We start from the raw sequence: 22,329 nt of genomic DNA, 5'->3' as shown, positions 1-22,329 counted from the left end.
CCTACAGAATGGAAATCGGGTAGTCCACGATCAAGCGGAATTCATCCTGATCGCCTTCGGCCTGATCGGCATTGCCCCGATGCCAGGCCTGGCGGACTCGGAATGACAAGTCCTTGGCCGGGCCGTCCTGGATCACGTATTTGGCTTCCAGGTTGGTCTCGTGGTGCTTGCCATCCTCGCCATAGCCATAGGCGCGATAAGGGCTGTCGGCGGCCATCTTGGTACCGTCGATATCGCGACCGTTGACGTAACGTGCCATGAAACTGAGGCCTGGAATGCCGTAGGTGCTCATCGCCAGGTCGTAGCGCGCCTGCCAGGATTTTTCCCCCGGGCCGTTGAAGTCCGAATACTGAATGGAGTTGGCGAGGAAGATCGAGTCGCCTGTCGTGCCCGGACCGTTATCGCCGAATGACACGTAGTCGAACGGCTCGTCGCCATGCACTTTCTGGTAGGCGAGGGTGAACGTGTGCCCGGCCATGAAGTTGTATGCGGCGGCCAGCGACCAGGTGGTGTTATCGATGCTGCCGGCCTTGGCCTGACCTTCGTCGGTGGTGCGATAGATATTGAAATCGAACGTCAGCGATTGATCACTCGGCATCGCCAAAACATAGTTGGCGTTACCGTAGTACTGACGCCAGATGTCTTCGAATTCCGAGCCGTACAACTGAAACGACAGACTGTCGTTGACCGCATATTTGCCGCCGACGAAATCAACGCTATTGGTGGTGACCCCTGCGTAACTGGCAAAAAGTTCGCCGCTGGCGCTGGTGTGTTGCGGGCCATTACCCGCCGTGAAGTGGCCGCCTTCAAGGTCCAGTCCGGTAATCTCACTGCTCTGCAAACTGAAGCCCGTTGCCGTTTGCGGGAACAGCCGTGTGCCGCCTGCCGCGAATACCGGCGCGGTGGGTTGCATAGTTCCCCATTTGAGTTCGGTCCTGGAAATGCGCGCCTTGATGGCGCCGCCTGCTGTGGCGAATTCGTCCTCGGGGCTGCCACTGCTGTCTACCGGAATGTTGCCGGTGCCGGAATGGCCCGCGCCGCCGTCCAGTTTCAATCCGTACCAGCCGTAGGCATCGACGCCGAAACCGACCGTGCCAGGGGTAAAGCCGGAACTGAAATTGGCCATGAAGGCCTGCGACCAGTCTCGTCGGTCCTGAGAACCGCTTTTGCCGTCTCGATTGAAATAGTAGTTGCGCGCCAGCACATCCAGCTTGGCATCTTCGACGAAACCTTTGGCTTCGGCCTGATCGCTGACGAAGGATTCTGCTTCTACGGATTGAACGTATCCTGCCGACACCGCCAGGGCGATCAGACTCAGACTCATCACTCTCATAATGGCATTACCTCTTGGGTCTTTGAGGCACTCGGCTTTCACTTGGGAATTCATGACGCCAACGTGCCCGCAAGACGCAAAGGATAATCGCTGATGTGTGCTTCGCCACTTTACAGGCGCAATCAGGCCTCCAAAGCCGGTTTTTCTGACGATTGGTTTATTTAACAGCTAATTAAGCGGTTTGCTTAAAGTGAATGTTCAACCCCGTAGGTGCTTCATACAGCTCCGGGCAGATTGCAGCGCTCGATATCGCTTTCGAAGGCTACGTGACGCACGAGGCTATTGTTCAGCAAGCCATTGAGACCTTCGTTGCTCGGCTGAGCGAAATGCTCGGTCATGGCCTGGCAGGAATCCCAGCGAACGTCGATGACCCAAACATCGTTGTCGTACTCGTCGCGGTTCAGTGTGCTGTTCAAGCAGCCGGGAAGGGAGGGCAGGTTTCTCACGATACTGGCCAAATATTCGCCCAGTTCATCGGAGCGGCCGTGAGCGGCGTGGATACGTACGGTATTGCTGGCTTCATCGGTCATGCAAATGTCTCCGTCGCAACGAGATCGTGTTTGAACCGTTGCCATATTAGTGGGGGCAGACGCAATTGCCAGCATCCAATCAGGTGATTGACCGGGAGACCTCTGAGGGCATGGTGAGAAACGGGGGTCGGTGATGTATGGAGGATGCATTCAACCCGCTGTAGCAATACGGCTTGCCGGCGGAGCGATATTGAAAGCGCTGCCATGGGCAAGCCGTGCTGCTACAGGTAAACGGCGCGGCCGTTATTTACTACCGCTGGACCCACCCGATCCGCCAGCGCCGCCACTTGCGCCGCCGCCACTGCCGCCCATGCCATTGCCGTTGCTCATGCCGCCACCTTCGCCGGTGGTACCGTTGCCATTAGAGCCACCCATGCCCTTGGTGCCGGGAGTAGAGCTGGTGCCGGCCTTAGGGGTGCCATCGGTGTTGGGGCCCTGGCTGCTGGTGCGTGGCCCGGCAGTACCGTCAACGGGGTCGGTCGGGCCAGTAGAGCCTGCGAACGCGGAACCGGTCGCCAAGGCCATAAGGCTGGCAAGAGTCAGGGCAGTCAGTTTGGTCTTGATCATGATGTGAATCCCTTTCTGTCGTGGATACACATTGGTCAGGTGGTGGAGGGCGAGAGTGCAGTCTTGCCGACAGACGGTCGCTTGTCATTTCAAAAACGATAGGCCTGCGGCACATGCCGGGCAATGAACGCCAACGTGTGTTCCAGGAACGCTGTCTGCAGCTTCGAGGCCGGCCCCTGAACCGGCAACAGCATCGAGAAATCCATCTCGATGGCCGGCTCGAAGGCCTTGAACACGATGCCGTCCCCCCGGTAATTCACCGCGCTCAAGGCATCCACCAGCGCCACGCCAAGGCCGTGTTCGACGAACTCGCACATGGGCTGGGACAGCTGGGTTTCAAGGCGCAGCTCACGCTCCACGCCATGGGCAGCGAAGATCGTGTCGATCTGCTGCCGCGAGCCGATCGAGTGGGGATAGGAAATGAACGCCTCTGCGCGCAGGTCTTCGGGGACGATCACCGCCCGGTCGCACAGCCTGTGCCCGGCGGGCAGGGCGCAGAGCATGCGGGTCGCCAGGAGTTTTTCCGAGCGCGGGCTGGGGTAGGTATTGGGCAGCACGATGATGCCCAGATCGCAGCGCTGACCGACGACCAGATCGATGACTTCCGACGATGAATGCACCACCAGAGAGATCTGCACGCCGTCGTGTTCGGCCATGAACTCGGCAATCACCCGCGGCATGAAGATCAGGCCCATGGCCGGCGCACAGGCGATGTGCAGCGAGCCGCGCTTGAGGCGACGAATGTCCTGAGCGGTGCGGGCGATACGCTCTACGCCGACCAGCGAGCGCTGCACTTCCTGATACAGCGTCATGGCCTCGGCAGTGGGCTGCAGCCGGCCTTTGATCCGGTCGAACAGGGCAAAACCGATGTCCTCCTCAAGGCTCGAAATCAATCGCGTGGCAGCCGGTTGCGAGATGTGCAGCATCTCGGCGGCGCGGGTCACGGTCTGCCCGAGGATCACTGCACGGAAGGCTTCGAGTTGACGCAAATTCATCCTGCAATCCCATAACAAAAAGACATGACTGGCAGAAAATAAAGCATTTTTCAGGATATTGTCAGGCCTCTAGCATCGGATTCATTGAGAGCCAACGCTATACAGGCCAAGAACTGAATCATGCACAAGACAGATGTGGTCGTCGTCGGCGGCGGATTGGTGGGTATGTCCATCGCTTATGGCCTTGCGCTGTTGGGACGTCAAGTCACCGTGCTGGACGAGGGTGATGACGCCTTCCGCGCTGCCCGAGGCAACTTCGGCCTGCTGTGGGTGCAGGGCAAGGGGTACAAGAACAGCCCCTATGCCAGCTGGACTCGCCAATCCGTGGCGCTATGGCCCGAATTCAACGCCCTGTTGCAGAGCGACACCGGCATCGATCTGCACCTGCGTCAGCCCGGCGGTTTTCAGCTGTGCATGAGTGAGCAGGAACTGGCCGAAGAAACCCGTCGGCTGGTCTGGCTGCAGGAAGCCTTCGACGGTGATTATCCTTATGAACTGCTGGACCCGGCGCAGCTTAAATCGCGAATTCCCGGTATCGGCCCGGGTGTGGTGGGCGCCTGCTATACGCCCATGGACGGTCACGTCAATCCGCTGAAACTGCTGCGTGCCTTGTACGCGGCGTGCACGTTGCGCGGCGTTGCAATCATCAATGGCGTGACCGTGGATGGCATCGATCAGCATGCCAGCGGCTTCGGCATTCGCGCCGCCGCAGATCGTTTTGAAGCCGAACATCTGGTGTTGGCAGCAGGCCTTGGTAATCGCCCCTTGGGCGCCATGCTCGGGATGGATGTCCCGGTGCGGCCCAATCGCGGGCAGATTCTGGTGACCGAACGTCTGCAACCCTTTCTGCATTACCCCACGACCTACGTGCGTCAAACCGATGAAGGTACGGTCCAGCTAGGCGACTCGCTGGAGTCCGTGGGCTTTGACGACCGTACCAGCAGTGAAGCCATGTCCGAGATCGCCGCCCGCGCAGTGCAATGCTTTCCGCAGTTGGGGCAGGTGCGCATGGTCCGGGCCTGGGGTGCCTTGCGCGTACTCAGCGCTGACGGCTATCCGATTTACGAGGCCGCTCACGACATCCCCGGTGCGTTCGTCGTCACTTGCCACAGTGGCGTGACCCTGGCGGCAGCCCATGCGCTGCGCCTGGCTCCGTGGATCGCCGGGGAGGCCGATGCGCCCGGGCTCCGAGCGTTCAATCTTGCCCGTTTCAAGGGGCAAAGCGAGGTGCGGTATGCCCATTGATGCTCTGTTTCGCTCTTTGCAACTGGCGCCCAATCACGTGCGCATCACGTTCGACGGCATGCCGCTGAGCGTGCCCGCTGGCGTTTCCCTTGCGGCGGCCTTGCTCGCTCATGACGTGGGCCATACCCGCGAAAGCCCGGTCAACGGCCGCCCCGGCGCACCCTATTGCATGATGGGCGTCTGTTTCGAATGCCTGGTCGAAGTCGACGGTCAGGCCAATGCGCAGGCGTGTCTGATCAAGGTTGAGGACGGCATGTCAGTGCGTCGCCAGCGCGGTGCTCGCGACCTGCTGATCGGGGGCGCCGACGATGAGTGAGGCTCTGGTCGATCTGATCGTCATCGGCGCCGGGCCTGCGGGGATCAGCGCTGCGCTGGAAGCGTCTGCCAGAGGCCTTGCGGTGGTGTTGCTGGACGAGCAGGCCAGCCCCGGCGGGCAGATTTATCGCAACGTAGCCCAATCGGATGCGCGCAGTCGCGAAGTGCTCGGCGCCGATTATGTCGCCGGTCTGGAACTGGTCGAAGCGCTGCTGGCCAGCGATGTGCGCTACCAACCCACCGCGGCGGTCTGGCAAGTGACCGAAGAGCGCCGCGTGCATTTTCTGCAAGATGGCAAGGCTCACGTGCTACGGGGCCGCCAGTTGTTGATTGCCACGGGCGCAATGGAGCGGCCGATGCCGATTCCTGGCTGGACTTTACCCGGTGTGATGACCGCCGGTGCCGGTCAGATTCTGCTGAAAAACGCAGCCATGGTGCCGCAAGGCCCGGTAGTACTCGCAGGCTGCGGGCCGCTGTTGTACCTGCTGGCGGTGCAGTACCTGCGCGCCGGAATTCGTATCGAGGCGTTGGTGGACACCAGCGGGCGCCATGAAGCGTTCAGGCATCTGGGGCGTTTGCGCGAGGCGTTGGCTGGCTGGCGCGACCTGCTCAAAGGGCTCTCGCTGTTGGCGACGCTCAAGCGTGCCGGGGTCAAACATTATTACGCGGCTGAGAACCTGCGCATTGAAGGCGGACGTCGCGCTGAAACGCTGTATTTCGACAGTGAAGGCCAGTCACACAAGGTCTGGGCCTCGTTGATCCTGTTGCACCAGGGCGTGGTCCCCAACACTCAGGTCACTCAGTCGTTGCGGGTCAGACATGACTGGAATGACCCGCAATTGTGCTGGGTGGCTCAACGCGACAGCTGGGGGGAGACCAGTCTTGCGGGCATCTTCGTTGCCGGTGACGGCGGCGCGATTGGCGGGGCGAACGTTGCGCGCACCCAGGGCCGGTTGGCTGCGCTGCGCATCGCCCACCAGTTGCAGAAGATCGACGAGATCCAGCTGCACAAACTGGCCTTGCCCTGGCGTCGATTGCTGCGCCAGCAGGGCGCCGCGCGCCCGTTGATCGACGCGCTGTATCGGCCGCAGAAACGCAACCGCATCCCGGACGACGAGACCATTGTCTGCCGCTGCGAAGAGGTCAGCGCGGGTGCCATTCGCAGTTACGTCGACCTTGGTTGCCAGGGTCCGAATCAGACCAAAGCCTTCGGCCGCTGCGGCATGGGGCCGTGTCAGGGCCGCCAGTGCGGGCTCAGCGTCACTGAAATCATCGCCCAACAACGCCAGGTTCCACAGGCTTCTGTCGGCTACTACCGCATTCGTCCGCCGCTCAAACCCATCACCCTGGCGCAACTGGCCAGTGAGCGCGAATTCGATCTCTCTGTTACTTCAACCCTTGAAAGGAGCCTGACATGAGCACCTCGATTCATCGCATCGAAAGCAATCCACGCCTGAGCCGCAGCGTGGTGCACAACGGCGTGGCGTGGCTGGCGGGCATCGTTGCCGCCGATTGCACCCAGGACATTCGCGGCCAGACCCGTCAGGTGCTGCAGCGTGTCGACGAGCTGCTCGCCGCCTCGGGCAGCGACAAGAGCCGCCTGCTCAGCGTGCAGATCTGGATGAAGGACATGACCGCCGATTTCGCCGGCATGAATGAAACCTGGAGCGCCTGGGTCGACGCCGCGCAGACCCCGGCCCGTGCGACCTGCCAGGTGATGTTCGACGACCCGCAAATCCTCGTCGAGATCATCGTCACCGCGGCCGTCTGATCAACCGCTGCAAGGGCAGGGCGCCGCAACTCAAGAGCGCCCACCCGCCGTTCACATTGCTGCTGCCATAACGGACGCGATCCTCATGCCGAGGGCGCGCCCGACTTGAACAACATCGTTTGGAGCCATGCATGAACATCAGAAGTATCGTCACCACCCTGGGCCTCGCCTCCTTTATGGTCCTCAACGCCCACGCCGCCGAGCCTCAGCTGAAACTGGGCATCGAAGCGGCCTATCCACCGTTCGCTTCCAAGACCGCCGACAACAAGATCGTCGGCTTCGACTACGACATCGGTCAGGCCCTGTGCGCGGAAATGAAAGTGCAGTGCGTGTGGAAGGAAAACGAGTTCGACGGCCTGATTCCGGCGCTTAAGGTGAAGAAGGTCGACGCGATCATCTCGTCGATGTCGATCACCCCGGAGCGCATGAAATCGGTGGACTTCAGCGACCGTTACTACCGGATCCCTGCGCGTCTGGTGGTGCGAAAGGACAGCGGCATCAGCGATGTGCCGGCGCAGCTCAAAGGCCTGCGCATCGGCGTGCAGCGCGCGACCAACTTCGAACGTTACGTGACCGACAAATTTGTCCCGGCGGGCGCAACGATCGTCAGCTACGGCTCGCAGAACGAAGTCTTCCTTGACCTGTTGGGCGGCCGCATTGACGCGACCATGGCCAGTTCGGTGGCCATCGACGAAGGCCTGCTGAAAAAGCCTGAAGGCAAGGACTACCAGTTCGTCGGCCCGGCGTTCACCGAAGAACAATACTTCGGCACCGGAATCGGCGTGGCGGTACGCAAAGGCGACCCGCTGCAAGCGCGCTTCAATCAGGCGCTGGCGGCCATTCGCGCGAACGGCACGTATGACCAGATCCAGAAGAAGTATTTCGATTTCGATATTTATGGGGAATAGGTCGCAAGGTTCGGCTTCAGGCAGTCCTCAAGCCGAGCGCTGCACACTCACAATCCCGTGCTCCAGCATGGTCGCCAGAAACACATCGATCTTGTTGCGCAGGTGATCTTCCATCAGGGCGCGCAGCTTCTTGCTGTCGCCCTTTTTCAGGTAGGTGAGCATCTGTTCATGTTCGGTGATTGCCTGCTGCCAGCGCCCCGGCGTCGGGTTGAGGCGGCGGCGGACATGGCGCAGGCGGGCATTGAGGTTGTTGAACATCTCTGACAACACCCGGTTGTCCGCCACTTGCAGGATCTTCAAGTGGATCTGCTGGTTCAGGTTGAAGTAACTGGTCAGGTCGTTCTGCTCGTGGCTCAGACGCATGGCCGCCTGCATGGCTTCCAGTTCGGCGATGTCCGCCGCCGAAATCTTCTGGCAGGCCTGTTCCCCGGATAACCCCTCCAGAGCTGCCAGCAAGGTCAGCATGTTGGCCGCTTCTTCCAGGCTGACGCTGGCGACTTTCGCGCGGCGGGTCGCGGAGATTTCCACCAGACCTTCGCGAGCCAGCATCTTGATCGCCTCACGCAGCGGCGTACGCGACACCTCCAGTTCCTCGCACAAAGCACGCTCGGACAGCGGCGCGCCGGGCATCAAATCGCCGCTGATAATGCGTTCGCGCAAGGCGGCGTAGGCCGCTTCGTTGATGTTCGCCAGATTGTTGTTTTCGGACATCAGCCCATCTCCATCGGTATCCCGGATTTTTCCGTCTGCGACGTACCCGTCTGGCGCCGATTATCCCGGTGAATTGAGAAATTATCTACGCAGCCCATGGATTTAGAGCGTTCACTCAATGTTTACTGGGTTTTGGCGAGTGTGCGTTTCGTCCGTTCGATCATATTTCTGTAAAAAAGCCCTTGCACTGAGAAAAGCAAAGTCTATATTTGGGATACCAATTACGCGAAATGGTATCCCAAAAATAATAAGGTGCTCGTATGAATACCCATGTTTCTCCCGAAACAGGGCAACCCGAATCCAGCGTTCGGTCCGCGCCCGAAATCCTCCTGCAGCGTGACGGTGGCATTGCCACGGTCGTGCTCAATCGCCCTGAAAAACTCAACGCCACCACCCTGACGATGTGGAAGCTGCTGGACGACACCCTCCGCCAGCTGGACGCCGACGACTCGGTTCGTTGCATCGTGATTCGCGGCGCAGGCACCAAGGCGTTCGGCCCTGGCAATGACATCTCCGAATTCGAAACCCATCGCGGCAATCAGCAACTGGCCCGGCACTACGGCCCGGTGATGCACAGCGCCTTGCGCGCCATTGCCAGTTGCCGTCACCCGCTGGTGGCGATGATTCATGGCATCTGCGTGGGGGGCGGGCTGGGTGTCGCTTCGCTGTGCAATATCCGCATCTGCGGGGAGTCGAGCCGTTTTGGCGTGCCCGTCAACAAGCTGGGCCTGGCCATGTCCCACGACGAAATGAGCGGCCTGATGCGCATCGCAGGCCCCGACGTGACCCTGGAAATGCTGCTGGAAGGGCGAGTGTTCGGCGCGGCCGAGGCCTTGCACAAACGCATCGTCAGCCGCGTGGTGGCTGATGCTGAAGTGGAAGAGCAGGCGATGGCCAGTGCCCGGCGCATCGCCGACGGCGCACCGCTGGTGGCGCGCTGGCACAAGCAATTCGTGCAACGCAGCATCGATCCGACTCCCTTGAGCGCCGAGGAGTACGACGAGGCATTCGACTGCTTCGCCACCGAGGATTTCCAGATCGGTTACCAGGCCTTCCTGGCCAAACGCACACCTGTTTTCGGAGGCAAATGATATGGCCGGTCCACTGCAAGGCATGAAAGTCATCGAGCTGTCGCACATCATGTCCGGCCCTATCTGCGGAATGATGCTGGCCGACATGGGCGCCGACGTGATCAAGGTCGAGAAGATGGATGGCGACGACTGCCGCCGCTTCGCGCCGATCCTCGAACACGGCGAATCAGCCTCGTTCATGATCCTCAACCGTAACAAGCGCGACATCGCGCTTAACCTGAAAACCGACGGCGGCAAAGACGTGCTGCGGCGCATGCTCGCGGACGCCGATGTGGTGACCGAGAACTATCGCAAAGGCACCATGGAAAAACTCGGGCTGGGTTACGAGACCCTGAAGAAGCTCAACCCGGGGCTGATCTATTGCTCGGTCTCGGGTTACGGTCGCACCGGGCCTTATGCCGACAAAGGCGGTTTCGATCTGATCGCGCAGGGCCTGTCGGGTTTGATGAGTTCCACGGGTGAGCCCGGTCAGGCGCCGATCAAGGCCGGATCGCCCATCGCCGACATCAACGCCGGGATTCTCGCCGCGCTGGGCATCGCGGCGGCCTACGCCCACAAACAGAAGACCGGGCAGGGGCAGGTGGTGGATACCTCGCTGCTGGAGGCGGGCTTTCAACAGATGTATTGGCCAGCCGCCAACTACTTTTCCGAAGGCGTGATCCTGCCGAAGATGGGCTCGGCCAACTCCACCAGCACGCCGTATCAGGCGTTCAGAACCAAGGACGGCTGGATCAACATCGGTGCGGCCAATCAGGGCAACTACGAGCGCCTGCTGCAAGTGTTGAACGCGCCGCACATCAGCGACGATCCGCGTTTCGCCAGCAACGTGCTGCGCATGAACAACCGTGAAGCGTTGGTCGATCTGATCACCGAATGCCTGGTGCAGGACACCACCGATAACTGGGTGTCCCGGCTGGACGTTGCCGGTCTGCCGGTGGGCGCAGTGCTGGACATCTCCCAGGCGGTCGAGCATCCGCAGATTCTCGAGCGCGAGATGATCGTCGAAACCCATCACCCGGTGACGGGTTCGGCCCGCAGCATCGCCTTGCCGATCCGGTTCTCGGAGACCCCCAAACAGGTGAATCGACCGTCGCCGCTGTTGGGCGAACACACCGAGGAAATTCTGGCGGAGTACGGCTACGACGCCGGGCAGATTTCCGACTTGCGTCGCGAGGGCGCGATTCTGGAGCTGTGACACCTGGCAAGCGCATTAGTGAACAACTACAAGAAAAACACTGAGGACCGCAACCATGAACAGGCTAAAGATCAAGGCCACCACCGTCGTCATGATGATGCTGTGCCTGATGTACTTCATCACCTACGTCGACCGGGTCAATGTCAGCACCGCAGCGGGACAGTTCAGCACCGAGCTGGGTCTGAGCAACACGCAACTGGGTTTTATCTTCTCGGCGTTCGCGTATCCGTACATGGTGTTCCAGTTCATCGGCGGCTGGGTCAGTGACCGCTATGGCGCCAAGCGCACGTTGATCGTCTGCGCCTTTATATGGGCGGCGGCCACGGTGTTGACCGGCATGGCGGGTGGCTTCCTGAGCCTGGTGGCGGCGCGCATGTTGCTGGGTCTGGGGGAGGGCGCAACCTTCCCGGCGTCGACCAGCGCCATGGCGGCCTGGGTGCCCAAAGACAAACGCGGCTTCGCCCAGGGCATCACTCATGCCGCGGCTCGCCTGGGGAATGCCTGCGCGCCGCTGATCGTCGCGGCCCTGATGACGGCCTACGACTGGCGCTTCTCGTTCTACTTGTTGGGTGCGCTGAGTTTTGGCTGGGTGGTGCTGTGGTACGTCACCTACACCGAAAAACCGGTCGACCACCCGCGTATCACTCAGCAGGAGTTGTCCGTGCTGCCGGTCCCCAAACCGCGCCGCATCGATGCGCCGGGCACCTATGGACGCCTGTTCAAACGCATGCTGCCGGTGTCCAGCGTGTACTTCTGCTACAACTGGATTCTCTGGCTGATGCTCAGCTGGATTCCGATGTACTTCATGCACAAATACAATATGAACATCAAATCGGCCGTGCTGTTCACCTCCGGCGTGTTCTTCGCCGGCGTGGTGGGGGACCTGCTGGGGGGGGGATGATCAGCGACAAGCTGTTGCGCAAGACCGGCAACGTCAAACTCGCCCGCAGCTATCTAGTGGCGGTGTGCATGGCATGTACCGGCCTGTCGCTGATTCCGGTGCTGCTGTTTCAGGAACCGCTGTACTCGCTGATTTTCCTGGCCATGGCGCTGTTCTTCAATGAAATGACCGTGGGGCCAATGTGGGCGGTGCCCATGGACATCGCGTCCGATCGCGCAGGCACCGCCAGCGGCATCATGAACGGCACGGCGGCCACTGCGACCATCATAAGCCCTGTGCTGGCCGGTTACCTGATCGACCAGACCGGCAACTGGACGCTGCCGTTCCTGATCTCCATCGGCGTACTCGCCTTCGGCGTGCTGATGACCTTCACCATGAAGCCGCAGAACACATTCGTTGCCGAAGAAAAGCAGGAGTCGAAAAACTTCGAAACACTTGAGCGAAAAGAAGCCATCGCGAAATGACAGCGAACACGTTGCAAGGCACGGCCGGCGGGGTTTCGCTGCCATGTGTTTGTCACAAATGAGGTGAAAAACAGCCCTAAGGAAGGCTGTCAGTCACTGATTGTGGCCCATTGATATTAAATTCTCGAAAACTAGACAACCCCCGGTTTCCCCAATGGAACCGGGGGTTTCGTTTTTACAGGGTGTAGGAAAATACCTACAAATCCGCGCCGTTTTCGGCGCGTGTCCCCAGACTGTCATCAAACAGAAATGTTTCGGGTTTTAAATCTGCATCGGGTCTTCAACTGTGACCACAAACACATTCTCTCTTGTTGAGGTATTGCCGTGATTCTGCTGACTAAAAAACGCCTGTCACTTCTGCTGGCTTCGATGTGCCTGACCGGGATGGCACACGCTACTGACGTCACGGGCGCTGGTTCGAGTTTCGTATTCCCGGTTATCTCCAAGTGGTCGCAGGACTACAGCAAGGACGCTGCACATCGCATCAACTACCAGTCGATCGGTTCGGGCGGCGGTATCGCTCAGATCAAGGCGGCAACCGTTGACTTCGGCGCATCCGATGCTCCTCTGTCCGCAGACGACCTGAAAGCCGCAGGCCTGGGTCAGTTCCCAAGCGTGATCGGCGGCATCGTTCCAGTGGTCAACCTGGAAGGCATCGAAGCCAACGGCCTGAAGCTGAGCGGCCAGGTTCTGGCTGACATCTTCCAGGGCAAAATCACCAAGTGGAACGATCCAGCGATCGTTGCGCTGAACTCGGGCGTGAAACTGCCTGAAACCGCTATCACCGTCGTTCACCGTTCGGACGGTTCGGGTACCTCCTTCAACTTCACCAGCTACCTGAGCAAAGTCAGCGACGCCTGGAAATCCGGTCCTGGCACAGGTTCTGCCGTTCAGTGGCCAGTCGGTGTGGGTGGCAAGGGTAACGAAGGCGTGTCTGCCTACGTAAAACAGATCAAGGGTTCGATCGGTTACGTCGAGTACTCCTACGCGACCCAGAACAAAATCGCTTACACCCAACTGGAAAACGCTGCAGGCAAGTTCATCAAGCCTGACGCCAAAGCCTTCGCCGCGGCTGCCGACACTGCCGACTGGGCAAGCGCCAAAGACTTCAACCTGATCATGACCAACGCCCCTGGCGATGCTGCATGGCCAATCACTGCCACCACCTGGATCATCATGTACAAGCAGCCGAAAAACGCCGAGAAAAGCGCGGCCGCTTTCGACTTCTTCAAATGGTCCCTGGAAAAAGGTCAGTCTCAGGCTGAGTCGCTGGAATACGTAGCTCTGCCTAAATCGCTGGTCAGCAAGATCGAAGACTACTGGAAAACCGAGTTCACCAAGTAACTCGACGTTATCCGGCTTACCCCTGTCATCGAGCGCTCGGTGACAGGGTTTCCTTGCGAGTGGACCCACCATGACTGAAAACACCCAATATATGTCCGCTGTGATTCCGGACGCGACGTCCGAGAGCGAAAAGCGCGCGGCCCGCGATCACCGACACGACGCCTGGTTCCGGCGCACGATGCTGGGAGCGGCTCTGTTGGTGCTGCTGTTGCTGGCGAGCATCGCCGGCTCGACACTCTGGGGCGGAGCCCTGGCGTTCAAGACCTTTGGTTTCGAATTTCTTACCAGTACTGAATGGGATGCGGTCAACGGCCACTTCGGCGCGTTGGTCCCGATCTACGGCACCCTGGTGACATCCTTTCTCGCGCTGCTGATCGCCGTTCCGGTGAGTTTCGGCATCGCGATTTTTCTGACTGAAGTGGCGCCGCCGTGGTTGCGGATGCCGATTGCCTCCGCGGTCGAACTGCTGGCGGGCATTCCTTCGATCATCTACGGCATGTGGGGCCTGTTCGTGTTCGGCCCGTTCATGGCCGAATACATGGCACCGTGGATCAACGACAACCTGGGTGCACTGCCTTTGATCGGTCAGGTGTTTCAGGGCCCGCCACTGGGGATCGGCATGCTGACCGCCGGTATCGTGCTGGCGATCATGATCACCCCGTTCATTACCTCGGTGATGACCGAGGTCTTCCGCAGCGTGCCTATCGCGCTCAAAGAGTCGGCGTACGCGCTGGGCGGCACAACCTGGGAAGTGGTCTGGGACATCGTTCTGCCATATACCCGCTCGGCGGTGGTCGGCGGTATTTTCCTGGGCCTTGGCCGCGCACTGGGTGAAACCATGGCGGTGACCTTCGTACTCGGTAACGCACACCAGTTCTCCGCATCGCTGATGATGCCGAGCAGCTCGATCGCTTCGGTGATCGCCAACGAATTCAGCGAGGCCTACACCGACCTGCATCGTTCGTCGCTGATTGCCCTGGGCTTCCTGCTGTTTGTCGTCACTTTCATCGTGCTGGCGATTGCCCGTCTGATGCTGTCCCGTCTGTCGCGCAAGGAGGGTCTATGAGTAAGGCCGACAACGAAAACCTGTACCGGGCCCGCGCGTTCAAGAACATGATCGCGATGGTTCTCAGCTGCGGCGCCACTGTGTTCGGCCTGCTGTGGCTGGTGTGGATTCTGCTGACCACCATCATCAACGGCTTCCAGGCGCTGAACCTGCGTCTGTTCACCGAAATGACCCCGCCACCGGGTTCCGAGGGTGGTCTGGCCAACGCCTTTTACGGCAGCTTCCTGATGTCGGGCATGGGCCTGGTGATCGGCACGCCGATCGGCCTGATGGCCGGGATCTGGCTGGCCGAGTTCGCTCGTCATACCAAGCTGGGCAACGCGGTTCGCTTCATCAACGACATCCTGCTGTCGGCGCCGTCCATCGTGCTGGGTCTGTTCGTGTATACCGCTGTGATTCTGCCGGTCAGCGCCTTGACCAACCATCAGGTCGGTTTCTCGGCCATTGCCGGTGCCCTGGCGCTGGCCTTGCTGGTGATTCCGGTCGTGGTCCGCACCACCGATGAAATGTTGCAACTGCAACCCTCGACCATGCGTGAAGCCGCTCTGGCCCTGGGTGTGCCGCAGTGGAAGCTGACCCTGCAGATCGTCCTGCGTGCCGCCAAGGCGGGCGTGGTCACAGGCGTCCTGCTGGCACTGGCGCGTATCACCGGTGAAACCGCGCCACTGCTGTTTACTGCCTTCGGTAACCAGTTCTGGAGCAGCAACGTTCTCAAACCAATCGCAAGCGTTCCTGTGGTGATCTTCCAGTACGCGATGAGCCCGTTCGATGACTGGCATTCCCTGGCTTGGGCCGGTGCCTTGATTCTGACCTTGTTCGTGCTGGTGCTGAGCCTCAGTTCCCGTCTTCTCCTTTTGCGCAATAGGGCGTCCTGATGAATAACCTTTCCCTTGCCGACGAAAAAACCAAAATTCAGGTACGCGGCCTCGACTTCTTCTACAACGGTCATCGCTCGCTGAAGTCGGTCGACATGACCATTCCCGAGAAACGCATCACCGCGATCATCGGCCCGTCGGGTTGCGGCAAGTCGACGTTGCTGCGCGTGTTCAACCGCATCTATTCGATGTACCCGAAGCAGGAAGCCAAGGGTGAAGTGATCCTGAACGGCGAAAACATCCTGGCCCCTGGCTATTCGATGAACCGCCTGCGCAGCCACGTCGGCATGGTGTTCCAGAAGCCGGTGCCGTTCCCGATGTCGATCTACGACAACATCGCCTACGCCGTGCGTCACCACGAAAAACTCTCCCGTCGCGAGATGGAAGAGCGTGTGGAAGAGGCGCTGCGTGGCGCGGCTTTGTGGGATGAAGTCAAAGACAAACTCAAGCAGAGCGCCCAGAGCCTGTCCGGTGGTCAGCAGCAGCGTCTGTGCATCGCCCGCACCATCGCCCTGCGCCCGCAAGTGTTGCTGCTGGACGAACCGACCTCGGCGCTCGACCCGATCTCAACCGGCCGTATCGAACAGCTGATCACCGAACTCAAGGAGCAGTTCACCGTGGTTATCGTCACCCACAACATGCAGCAGGCCGCGCGCTGCTCGGACTACACCGCGTTCATGTTCATGGGCGAACTGATCGAACACGGCGACACCGATACCATCTTCACCAAACCGTCCAAGACCCAGACCGAAGACTACATCACCGGCCGGTTTGGCTGATCCTCAGCCCGCATACCGCAGTTCCGCCCGAGACGCTGGAGGTGTGCCAGCCGATTCATTCGTAGCTGGCGCACCGCTTCGTCCGATCGCGGCCCGGGCTGTCGCACGGCTCCAGCAGCTCCCACAAGTTCAGCGTCGGCCGCAGTTCCTGTGAATCCAGCAACTTGCACAGGTTTCGTGCCAAACCCGAAAGCTCGACACGCTAAAAAACCTGTGGGAGACGCCGGAGGTCACGACGGCAGCGATTGGCTTACCCCAGCGGAACAGGCGGGATCGTGCTGTGATCCCCCATGAACTGCTCCAGCCGCTTGCGCAACCAGCGTTCCGCAGGGTCGGTATCCATCACGCTCAGCCAGACCATCGACAGCTCGAGATTGGGTGCGATGAATGGCAGCGGCTCTCCTCGCAAGATTCCCGCCTTGTTCAATGCCAATGCCAGGTGATCCGGCAGGTTGCACAGCAGATCGGTGCCCGCCATCAGGGCCGGCAGCGTGCTGTATTGCGGCACTGACAGCACCACCTTGCGCTTGCGACCCAGCGCCGCGAGCCAGTCATCTGCAAAGCTCGAAATGTTGGCAACGTGCGATGCCACCACGTGAGGCCGCGAGCAGTATTCGTCCAGGGTGATCGGTTCCTGCGAATCATCGGCGCGCACCACCATTGGCTTGATGCTGCGCAACATCTTGCGCTTGGCATTGGCGGGCAACTCGCGAGTCAGACATACGCCGACTGTAATCTCGCCGGACATCAGCAGTTCTGAAATATTCCAGTAATTGGCCTGCTGGATGACCATGACAATACCTGGCGCTTCTTCGCGAATAGCCCGCAGCAAAGGCGGCATCAGGCTATATTCGACGTCATCGGACAGGCCAATGCGGAATGTCATGTCACTGCTGGCGGGGTCGAAATCCCGGGTCAGGCTCAACGCCACGGACATCGCGTCCAGCGCCGGAGACAGGTGATTGATGATCTCGTTGGCCCGCGCCGTGGGCTCCATGCGATGGCCGACGCGGATGAACAGCGGGTCGTTGAACAGCGCACGCAGACGATTCAGCGCGGCGCTGATGGTGGGTTGGCCAAGAAACAGTTTCTCGGCGGCTCGGGTGACATTGCGCTCTTGCATCAAGGTTTCGAACACCACCATCAGGTTGATATCCGCCTTGCGCAGCTCATTGCGATTCATGAATCGTCCCCGTTGCCCGACATATGCCATCCGTTGTGTAACGACATGATGGCCGACAGTTTATGGATCGCAAATGGCTGACGTCCAGCCTAAGCACAGCTTTCGCGGACTGGATGGTTAATCGGCCCCATCTGTGTAAGAGGAACAACGCTCTCATGACCGTTGACGCTCCCAAGGCATGTTCAGTGATTGCGCACTGTCGCCATCTCCACTGAACTCCCAATCACGCCAGCCTTGCGACGCTTCCCCGCAGCCCGACTGTCCTAAAAAGTCGACCTCACCGTCAGCGCATGCCTGGCCATGGCATGGCACCCACATGTCAGTCGATGCCCTTCGAGCACCACAGGAATGCCATTCATTTTCCGAACAGGGTGTCCTTCGCGGAAGGTGAACACGCCCTGGTGCAAAGGGCAGCTGGCGCTGTCACCCAGCACTGCCACAGGCACGCCCTGGATCGTATGGGTACCCGCCAATTGGCAGCGGCTGACGCGACCGCCTCCGGTGGTGGGGTCTCCAAGGCAGATCGGATGCTTCATTGCAGGGCGCTCTCCGTGCGGGTACTGAATGGATTGGCAGATGCTTCATTTTGTTGATTTTTCTGTTTGCGTGCAGCCGTGGGCGGGCGAATCATCTGGAAGGTCGTGCTGTGATCGTCGCCGATGTACACGACCGCGCTGATGCCACCACTCTCATGGCTGGCCGCCGTCGCCAGACTGATCAGCAGTAGCGTGCTGCCGATACCTGTGTCGCCGATGAGTTGCCCGATATCGAAAGCCTCATCGGGATGCGTCAGGCCCAGGCCTCGGCCCTCATGGCCCGGCTCGGACAATGCACGTATCAGTGTCGCGTTGGCGGCAGGGTGTCGGGAGCTGTCATGAAACACGCGTACGGGCCGTTCGCCAGCCGGCAGTGAGTTCAGCGCATTGATCCATCCATCCTTGAGCAACGCGATGTTGTGCATGCCGGCAGCGGTCTCGCCTTCCTCCGGCAGGGTTGCGACGGTTACAGGACGGTGCAGATAACCCAGCAGCGGCGCAGCCTCGAAGGTCTGCACCTGAAACCTCGCCCAGCGCACCGGTAACCAGGGGCTTGGCACGAATGATCCTGTGCCCCCATAGTCGCCGACTCTCGGCAGTTCAGCTAATCGCTCTTGCCAGTAGCGGGCGGGCATCGTTCGAGGGATGGTCGCCGTGGCGTCGTGTTGGGCGCCGCGCGTCTTGAGAAAATCCGCGGCGTAGGCCGTGTCGGTGTTCCAGAAAAACGTCCAGAGCTTGCCGAGCGCTGTGCCCATGAACGCCTCGCCTTTGGGCGTTTCGATCGCGGATGACGCCAGCGCAGCCCCACGGTCGGCGCGACCGAGCAGCAAGGCGCAGGTGTTTGCCCTGACCTGCGATCGGGCCGGCGCCGACACCGCTTCCTCGTCGCTGACCATCAGGGTCTGCGGAACGCGCGGCTGTTCGTCCATGAACCTGAACAAATGCTGGATCATCGTCTGCACCTGATTGCCCCGTTCGGAGTGCGTCGTGACGAAAAGGTGCTGTCCCAGCATGGCGGCATTGCGAGCTTCATTGATTGTCCACGCCGCGCTCACCTGCTGCTCTTCGGCCCGCAATGAACCCACGACGAACGTCGGAATTGGCCAGAACGTCACCGCCTGCGCCGCCGCGCCACGAAACGCCGTTCGGCGAAGAGGGTAGAGCCAGTCTCGCAGACTGTAATCATCCTTCGGCGGTGTGGGGGCGACGGCTGCGGCGTGAATACCGGGGCTCATTGAAGTCCATAAATCACCGAGTGTGGTGCCGTGCATGCCCAGCCCGATGCCCTGGATTTCCAGAGCGAAAGTCTGCTGCGCCTCGTCGATCATCCACTGCGCATGTGCTCGGTCCTCAAGGTCTCGCTTGCGTTCATAACGTTTTATTTTCCAGAGCGTGTGCGGCGAAAACGCGAATAGCAGCCCCATGGTTATCCAGATCACGCCGCGACCCATGTCCAGCACAAAGTCCGGCATCTGCTGACCTTCAGTCGCCAGTCTCCACTTCATTGCAAAGCATAGACCCACCCACAAGACGGCCAGCAGCGCGCCGACACGCAGGTAGCCTCGCGGCAGGTTCAAGGGTGGATAGGTCCGCATTCGTTCGGTTTTGAGCGCCGGGCGTCGGGCGTTGTTTTCTCGAGAGTCCATTACCAGGTTCCTTCCTCTGGCTGACGGTAGAGCAACACGGCGCTGACGACGCTGTCTGTCATCAGTTCAAGTCGCGCGTCATCGGTGGCCAGGCGGTAGGTGGTCACACTGCGCAGGGCCTGTGAAAAGCGATCACCCACCTGATCGAAGCGCGGGTTGTAGCAGCGCGAGCCGGACAGCGTTATCGCTTCCACCTTCAGGTTCCCGCCATCGACGCGGTACCGGCCATCGACCTGCTGGCAACCGGCGAAGCCAGTCAGCGTCTCGTTTTCAGCGTTGAAAATCACGAAACCCACATGACTCTCTTGCGGGATGTCGGTGAGTGCGTAGGGTGTTTGCCCAAGGTCCAGTTGGGCGAGTTTCCAGACCGTGGTGCGCAGCGGCTTGGCCTTGTCCGCCACGGGTTCGGGCGCCTGCTCCTGCTTGCAGCCGATGAGCGCAGCGGCCAGTGACATTGCACATCCGTAAAGCCATCCTTTGCGGTTCATGCACTTCTCCTGATTTCAACGATTGATCGGGCAGGCGCTTCCGTGCGCGTGGGAGTGAGGATGTAGCGCACGCGCTCGCCGGCGAACAGCTGGCGCAGTCGCAGGTAACTCCAGTTTTCGCGGCGCCCCGAAACCTGATTCACCAGGTCGCGGCCGTCGGTCATGCCGTCGACGCTGGAGCCGGGGTGGGCGTCGGTAAATATGGCCGGCTGGCCAGTCCGATAGAGGCGCAGCATGTCCCGGCCCGGTTCGCCCAGCGGGTCCCGGGGCGGGACGCCGGGCACCACGTGTCTGCCTTCCAGCGCGGCCTGGTGATCGGCCTTCTGCTGGGTGCGCCAGGTTGTCATGGCCTGCTGGTAGTCGCCGTCCTGTCGTTCCAGCGATTGATGCAGGACGTGGTGCTCATCCTCGGTTTGCGGATCGGTGAGCACGAAGTGGGCGCGAGAGTCATGCACGTACTGTTCGAGGAACAGCCCCGCCTCGGGAGGCAGGGCAGGGGCGTGGCGCCACTCCAGGTGAAAGCCCTTTTCCATGGGCGAAGCGAGACTGTACTGATTGCGCTGCAGAAATCGCTGCCGCTGCGTATCGTTGCTGAACACCTCCACGCGTTCGCGCAGTTGACGATTGGCCTCGATCAGGTCCACTCGCTCCTGATCGGCGCTGTGACGCACGAACGACAACTGGCTGAAATGCTCGTCCGCCAGTACCTGCTTGCGCCAGCCCAGGTATAGCCTGCGGTGGGCCAGCATGTGCTCGGTGACCGGGGCGCCGCCTTGCAAGGCATTGAGTTGGGCCATGTAGGCGTCGAAGCTGTTTTGCAGTTGGGGGCTGATGGTGAGGTCTTCAGACAAATCTCCATGGCGTGCCTGATCGATTTTTCTTAATGGCACACCTGCTCGCAGTGCTCGCTCATACATGTCGTTCAACGGGATCTGCGACAGTTTATCCGCCGGTAAGTGACGTACGCTGCCATCGGCCAGCTGCGTACCTTTGCCTTGGTCCCGAAGGCCATAGCCCCCACCCACGTCGGCGTGCATGCCGGGGTAGACGATCTCCAGACAGTTGGCGGAATAAGTGTCACCGGCACGCACCAGATCCACCGGAAACGACACGCGATTTTCATGGGCGGCGACCATGTGAACGCATTGCTCGACGCAGGCCGGAATGGTCAACAGGGATTTCTTGCCCCAGTGCATATGGCCGTCGACCGGCAGCGGATAGGCGTCGGCCAGCCCGACTGAGGCCACTGTGTCGAACAGCCCCATGAAACGCACGCGCACTGGTATGCCGCAAAAGGTGTGGTCGTTATTGCCGAAGTGCATCAGCAACTGGTTGAGGAACGAACGCGCGGCCGTGGCCCCGCGGGAAAAGCCGAACAGATCGAGAGTGATTTCATCTATCTTCGGGCCGCCGATGCGTGGCTTCAGCATGGAGGTGATCTGGTCGCGCCAACGGGGAATCAGGTTGTCGTTTTTGACGGCGTGGGTGATGGATTGGGGATCTTCATAGACCAGGTCGCGGCCATGCGTGACACGGGCAATCCTATTGACGATGAACAGCATGGCATAGCGTATACGGCGGTCGCCCATCGCCCCCTCTTTGGCGCCGTCTGGATGAGGGGCCGGTTCGCCTATTTCCGAGAAACATGTGCCTACCCCTTGGATATAAAGGCGATATTGGCAGTTGTCTTGATCTTCAAGCGACAGATCCGCCAACTTTGCGATGTTGGTATGCGATCCCTTTGGTTTGTCTTCTTCCTTACTGTTTCGTGTGCCGTCAAAGTAAATTGAAAAACTAAGCTTTAATCTGCAGGGATATTCGGCTGTTGGAACGAACACGTTTGGGTGAATCAAGTGCGATGGCCGCGCTTCGGAGGGGCGCCAACTCTTATTGCTCATTTTGAGATTCCTTTCCTTTTGACGAAATTTTTTGTGGGATAGCGTGGGCCCGGATAATCAGAGTGGTTCGGAGCTAATATGCTTGGGATTATCAAGACATCATCGTTTTCTAAAATATGCAGTTGAGTGCCGCCAGAGTGATCATAGGGATGAACCAAAACATCTTTTTCAGTCCACCGGCAGTTCTTGCCATAGGGTTCACAACGTCGCCATCCAACCCGGACAGTCAGCCCCGGATGCCAAGGGGCGGGAAGGCTTAGGGCACCAAAGCTTGTACTTCCACCTGTACCCGCCTCGCCAACTCCGATGCCATTGACATAAACCGGCCGCACAAACGTATTGCTTCTCTCGTGATCCATTGGCGTCACACCACTCCCGAAATAACGGGTTTTCACTACAGGTTCTACCGGTGGTGATTTTTCATATCTGGACAGCGCAATTACTATCGCGGCCAGCCCCAGAAACATGCCAAGGCTCATGCGCATTGA

At 60.0% G+C, this 22,329-nt stretch carries 24 protein-coding genes; 13 read left to right on the top strand and 11 right to left on the bottom strand.

Annotated elements, in window-relative coordinates; all coding sequences use genetic code 11:
- Position 1: 1 nt before the first annotated feature.
- From BWR59_RS18415 to BWR59_RS18400, 4 genes are all read right to left on the bottom strand, one after another.
- Positions 2 to 1,333, bottom strand: a complete 1,332-nt coding sequence (locus tag BWR59_RS18415) for an OprD family porin (protein WP_081567063.1) — start codon at positions 1,331 to 1,333, stop codon at positions 2 to 4.
- Positions 1,334 to 1,548: 215 nt separating this feature from the next.
- A complete protein-coding gene (locus BWR59_RS18410; RefSeq protein WP_168184505.1) occupies positions 1,549 to 1,863 on the bottom strand; it encodes an antibiotic biosynthesis monooxygenase in 315 nt (104 codons plus the stop codon).
- Positions 1,864 to 2,106: 243 nt separating this feature from the next.
- Complete coding sequence (locus BWR59_RS18405) at positions 2,107 to 2,430, bottom strand: hypothetical protein (RefSeq protein WP_081567061.1); 324 nt, start codon at positions 2,428 to 2,430, stop codon at positions 2,107 to 2,109.
- Between the two features lie 89 nt (positions 2,431 to 2,519).
- A complete protein-coding gene (locus BWR59_RS18400; RefSeq protein WP_081567060.1) occupies positions 2,520 to 3,425 on the bottom strand; it encodes a LysR substrate-binding domain-containing protein in 906 nt (301 codons plus the stop codon).
- 120 nt (positions 3,426 to 3,545) lie between these two features.
- Here BWR59_RS18400 and BWR59_RS18395 point away from each other — a divergent pair, with 120 nt between their 5' ends.
- The 5 genes from BWR59_RS18395 (at position 3,546) to BWR59_RS18375 (ending at position 7,664) form a co-directional block, all read left to right on the top strand.
- The gene (locus BWR59_RS18395; protein WP_081567059.1) at positions 3,546 to 4,670 is read left to right on the top strand and encodes an FAD-dependent oxidoreductase; all 1,125 of its coding nucleotides are present in this window, start codon (positions 3,546 to 3,548) and stop codon (positions 4,668 to 4,670) included.
- Entirely contained in the window at positions 4,660 to 4,986 is a 327-nt protein-coding gene (locus BWR59_RS18390; protein WP_081567058.1) for a (2Fe-2S)-binding protein, read from the top strand. Before BWR59_RS18395 ends, BWR59_RS18390 begins: the two co-directional genes overlap by 11 nt.
- Positions 4,979 to 6,403: an FAD/NAD(P)-binding oxidoreductase gene (locus BWR59_RS18385; RefSeq protein WP_081567057.1), complete on the top strand. Its 1,425-nt coding sequence runs from the start codon at positions 4,979 to 4,981 to the stop codon at positions 6,401 to 6,403. The genes BWR59_RS18390 and BWR59_RS18385 overlap by 8 nt, the downstream gene beginning before the upstream one ends.
- Entirely contained in the window at positions 6,400 to 6,756 is a 357-nt protein-coding gene (locus tag BWR59_RS18380) for a RidA family protein (RefSeq protein WP_081567056.1), read from the top strand. Before BWR59_RS18385 ends, BWR59_RS18380 begins: the two co-directional genes overlap by 4 nt.
- A gap of 131 nt (positions 6,757 to 6,887) precedes the next feature.
- Positions 6,888 to 7,664 carry an ABC transporter substrate-binding protein gene (locus BWR59_RS18375; protein WP_081567055.1) on the top strand — a complete coding sequence of 259 codons (777 nt, stop codon included), beginning with the start codon at positions 6,888 to 6,890 and terminating at the stop codon, positions 7,662 to 7,664.
- Positions 7,665 to 7,691: 27 nt separating this feature from the next.
- Here the strand turns inward: BWR59_RS18375 and BWR59_RS18370 are convergent, their stop codons facing one another.
- A complete protein-coding gene (locus tag BWR59_RS18370; RefSeq protein ID WP_081567054.1) occupies positions 7,692 to 8,375 on the bottom strand; it encodes a GntR family transcriptional regulator in 684 nt (227 codons plus the stop codon).
- Positions 8,376 to 8,635: 260 nt separating this feature from the next.
- Between BWR59_RS18370 and BWR59_RS18365 the strand changes: the two genes are divergently transcribed.
- The 8 genes from BWR59_RS18365 to pstB all read left to right on the top strand — a co-directional run bounded on the left by BWR59_RS18365 (position 8,636) and on the right by pstB (position 16,090).
- Positions 8,636 to 9,466, top strand: coding sequence for an enoyl-CoA hydratase-related protein (locus BWR59_RS18365; RefSeq protein ID WP_081567053.1), 831 nt, complete (start codon positions 8,636 to 8,638; stop codon positions 9,464 to 9,466).
- A gap of 1 nt (position 9,467) precedes the next feature.
- Positions 9,468 to 10,661: a CaiB/BaiF CoA-transferase family protein gene (locus tag BWR59_RS18360; protein ID WP_218191236.1), complete on the top strand. Its 1,194-nt coding sequence runs from the start codon at positions 9,468 to 9,470 to the stop codon at positions 10,659 to 10,661.
- A gap of 55 nt (positions 10,662 to 10,716) precedes the next feature.
- Positions 10,717 to 11,562, top strand: coding sequence for an MFS transporter (locus tag BWR59_RS32645; protein ID WP_218191234.1), 846 nt, complete (start codon positions 10,717 to 10,719; stop codon positions 11,560 to 11,562).
- The gene (locus tag BWR59_RS32640) at positions 11,559 to 12,026 is read left to right on the top strand and encodes an MFS transporter (protein ID WP_218191233.1); all 468 of its coding nucleotides are present in this window, start codon (positions 11,559 to 11,561) and stop codon (positions 12,024 to 12,026) included. The genes BWR59_RS32645 and BWR59_RS32640 overlap by 4 nt, the downstream gene beginning before the upstream one ends.
- A gap of 324 nt (positions 12,027 to 12,350) precedes the next feature.
- Positions 12,351 to 13,370, top strand: coding sequence for a phosphate ABC transporter substrate-binding protein PstS (pstS, locus tag BWR59_RS18350; protein WP_081567052.1), 1,020 nt, complete (start codon positions 12,351 to 12,353; stop codon positions 13,368 to 13,370).
- Positions 13,371 to 13,440: 70 nt separating this feature from the next.
- Entirely contained in the window at positions 13,441 to 14,436 is a 996-nt protein-coding gene (gene pstC / locus BWR59_RS18345; protein ID WP_081567051.1) for a phosphate ABC transporter permease subunit PstC, read from the top strand.
- On the top strand, positions 14,433 to 15,311 hold the full coding sequence (pstA, locus tag BWR59_RS18340; protein ID WP_081567050.1) for a phosphate ABC transporter permease PstA: 879 nt from the start codon (positions 14,433 to 14,435) through the stop codon (positions 15,309 to 15,311). Before pstC ends, pstA begins: the two co-directional genes overlap by 4 nt.
- The gene (pstB, locus tag BWR59_RS18335; protein WP_081567049.1) at positions 15,311 to 16,090 is read left to right on the top strand and encodes a phosphate ABC transporter ATP-binding protein PstB; all 780 of its coding nucleotides are present in this window, start codon (positions 15,311 to 15,313) and stop codon (positions 16,088 to 16,090) included. Before pstA ends, pstB begins: the two co-directional genes overlap by 1 nt.
- Before the next feature lie 250 nt (positions 16,091 to 16,340).
- On the opposite strand, the gene BWR59_RS18330 is transcribed toward pstB, so the two are convergent.
- From BWR59_RS18330 to BWR59_RS18305, 6 genes are all read right to left on the bottom strand, one after another.
- Positions 16,341 to 17,273 carry a LysR family transcriptional regulator gene (locus tag BWR59_RS18330; RefSeq protein ID WP_081567048.1) on the bottom strand — a complete coding sequence of 311 codons (933 nt, stop codon included), beginning with the start codon at positions 17,271 to 17,273 and terminating at the stop codon, positions 16,341 to 16,343.
- Positions 17,274 to 17,536: 263 nt separating this feature from the next.
- Positions 17,537 to 17,809 (bottom strand): PAAR domain-containing protein, encoded by a 273-nt coding sequence (locus BWR59_RS18325; protein WP_081567047.1) that lies wholly within the window; start codon positions 17,807 to 17,809, stop codon positions 17,537 to 17,539.
- A complete protein-coding gene (locus BWR59_RS18320) occupies positions 17,806 to 19,455 on the bottom strand; it encodes a DUF2875 family protein (protein ID WP_081567046.1) in 1,650 nt (549 codons plus the stop codon). The genes BWR59_RS18325 and BWR59_RS18320 overlap by 4 nt, the downstream gene beginning before the upstream one ends.
- Positions 19,455 to 19,943 (bottom strand): META domain-containing protein, encoded by a 489-nt coding sequence (locus BWR59_RS18315; protein ID WP_081567045.1) that lies wholly within the window; start codon positions 19,941 to 19,943, stop codon positions 19,455 to 19,457. The genes BWR59_RS18320 and BWR59_RS18315 overlap by 1 nt, the downstream gene beginning before the upstream one ends.
- Positions 19,940 to 21,841, bottom strand: a complete 1,902-nt coding sequence (locus BWR59_RS18310) for a DUF2235 domain-containing protein (RefSeq protein ID WP_081567044.1) — start codon at positions 21,839 to 21,841, stop codon at positions 19,940 to 19,942. Before BWR59_RS18310 ends, BWR59_RS18315 begins: the two co-directional genes overlap by 4 nt.
- The gene (locus BWR59_RS18305; protein ID WP_168184504.1) at positions 21,838 to 22,308 is read right to left on the bottom strand and encodes a DUF3304 domain-containing protein; all 471 of its coding nucleotides are present in this window, start codon (positions 22,306 to 22,308) and stop codon (positions 21,838 to 21,840) included. The genes BWR59_RS18310 and BWR59_RS18305 overlap by 4 nt, the downstream gene beginning before the upstream one ends.
- Positions 22,309 to 22,329 lie beyond the last annotated feature (21 nt).

It is taken from the genome of Pseudomonas sp. Bc-h (genome assembly GCF_002080045.1).
In the GTDB taxonomy this organism is placed as follows: domain Bacteria; phylum Pseudomonadota; class Gammaproteobacteria; order Pseudomonadales; family Pseudomonadaceae; genus Aquipseudomonas.
Note: the sequence above shows the minus strand (reverse complement) of the source record. Positions and strands in the feature narration are given on the sequence as shown.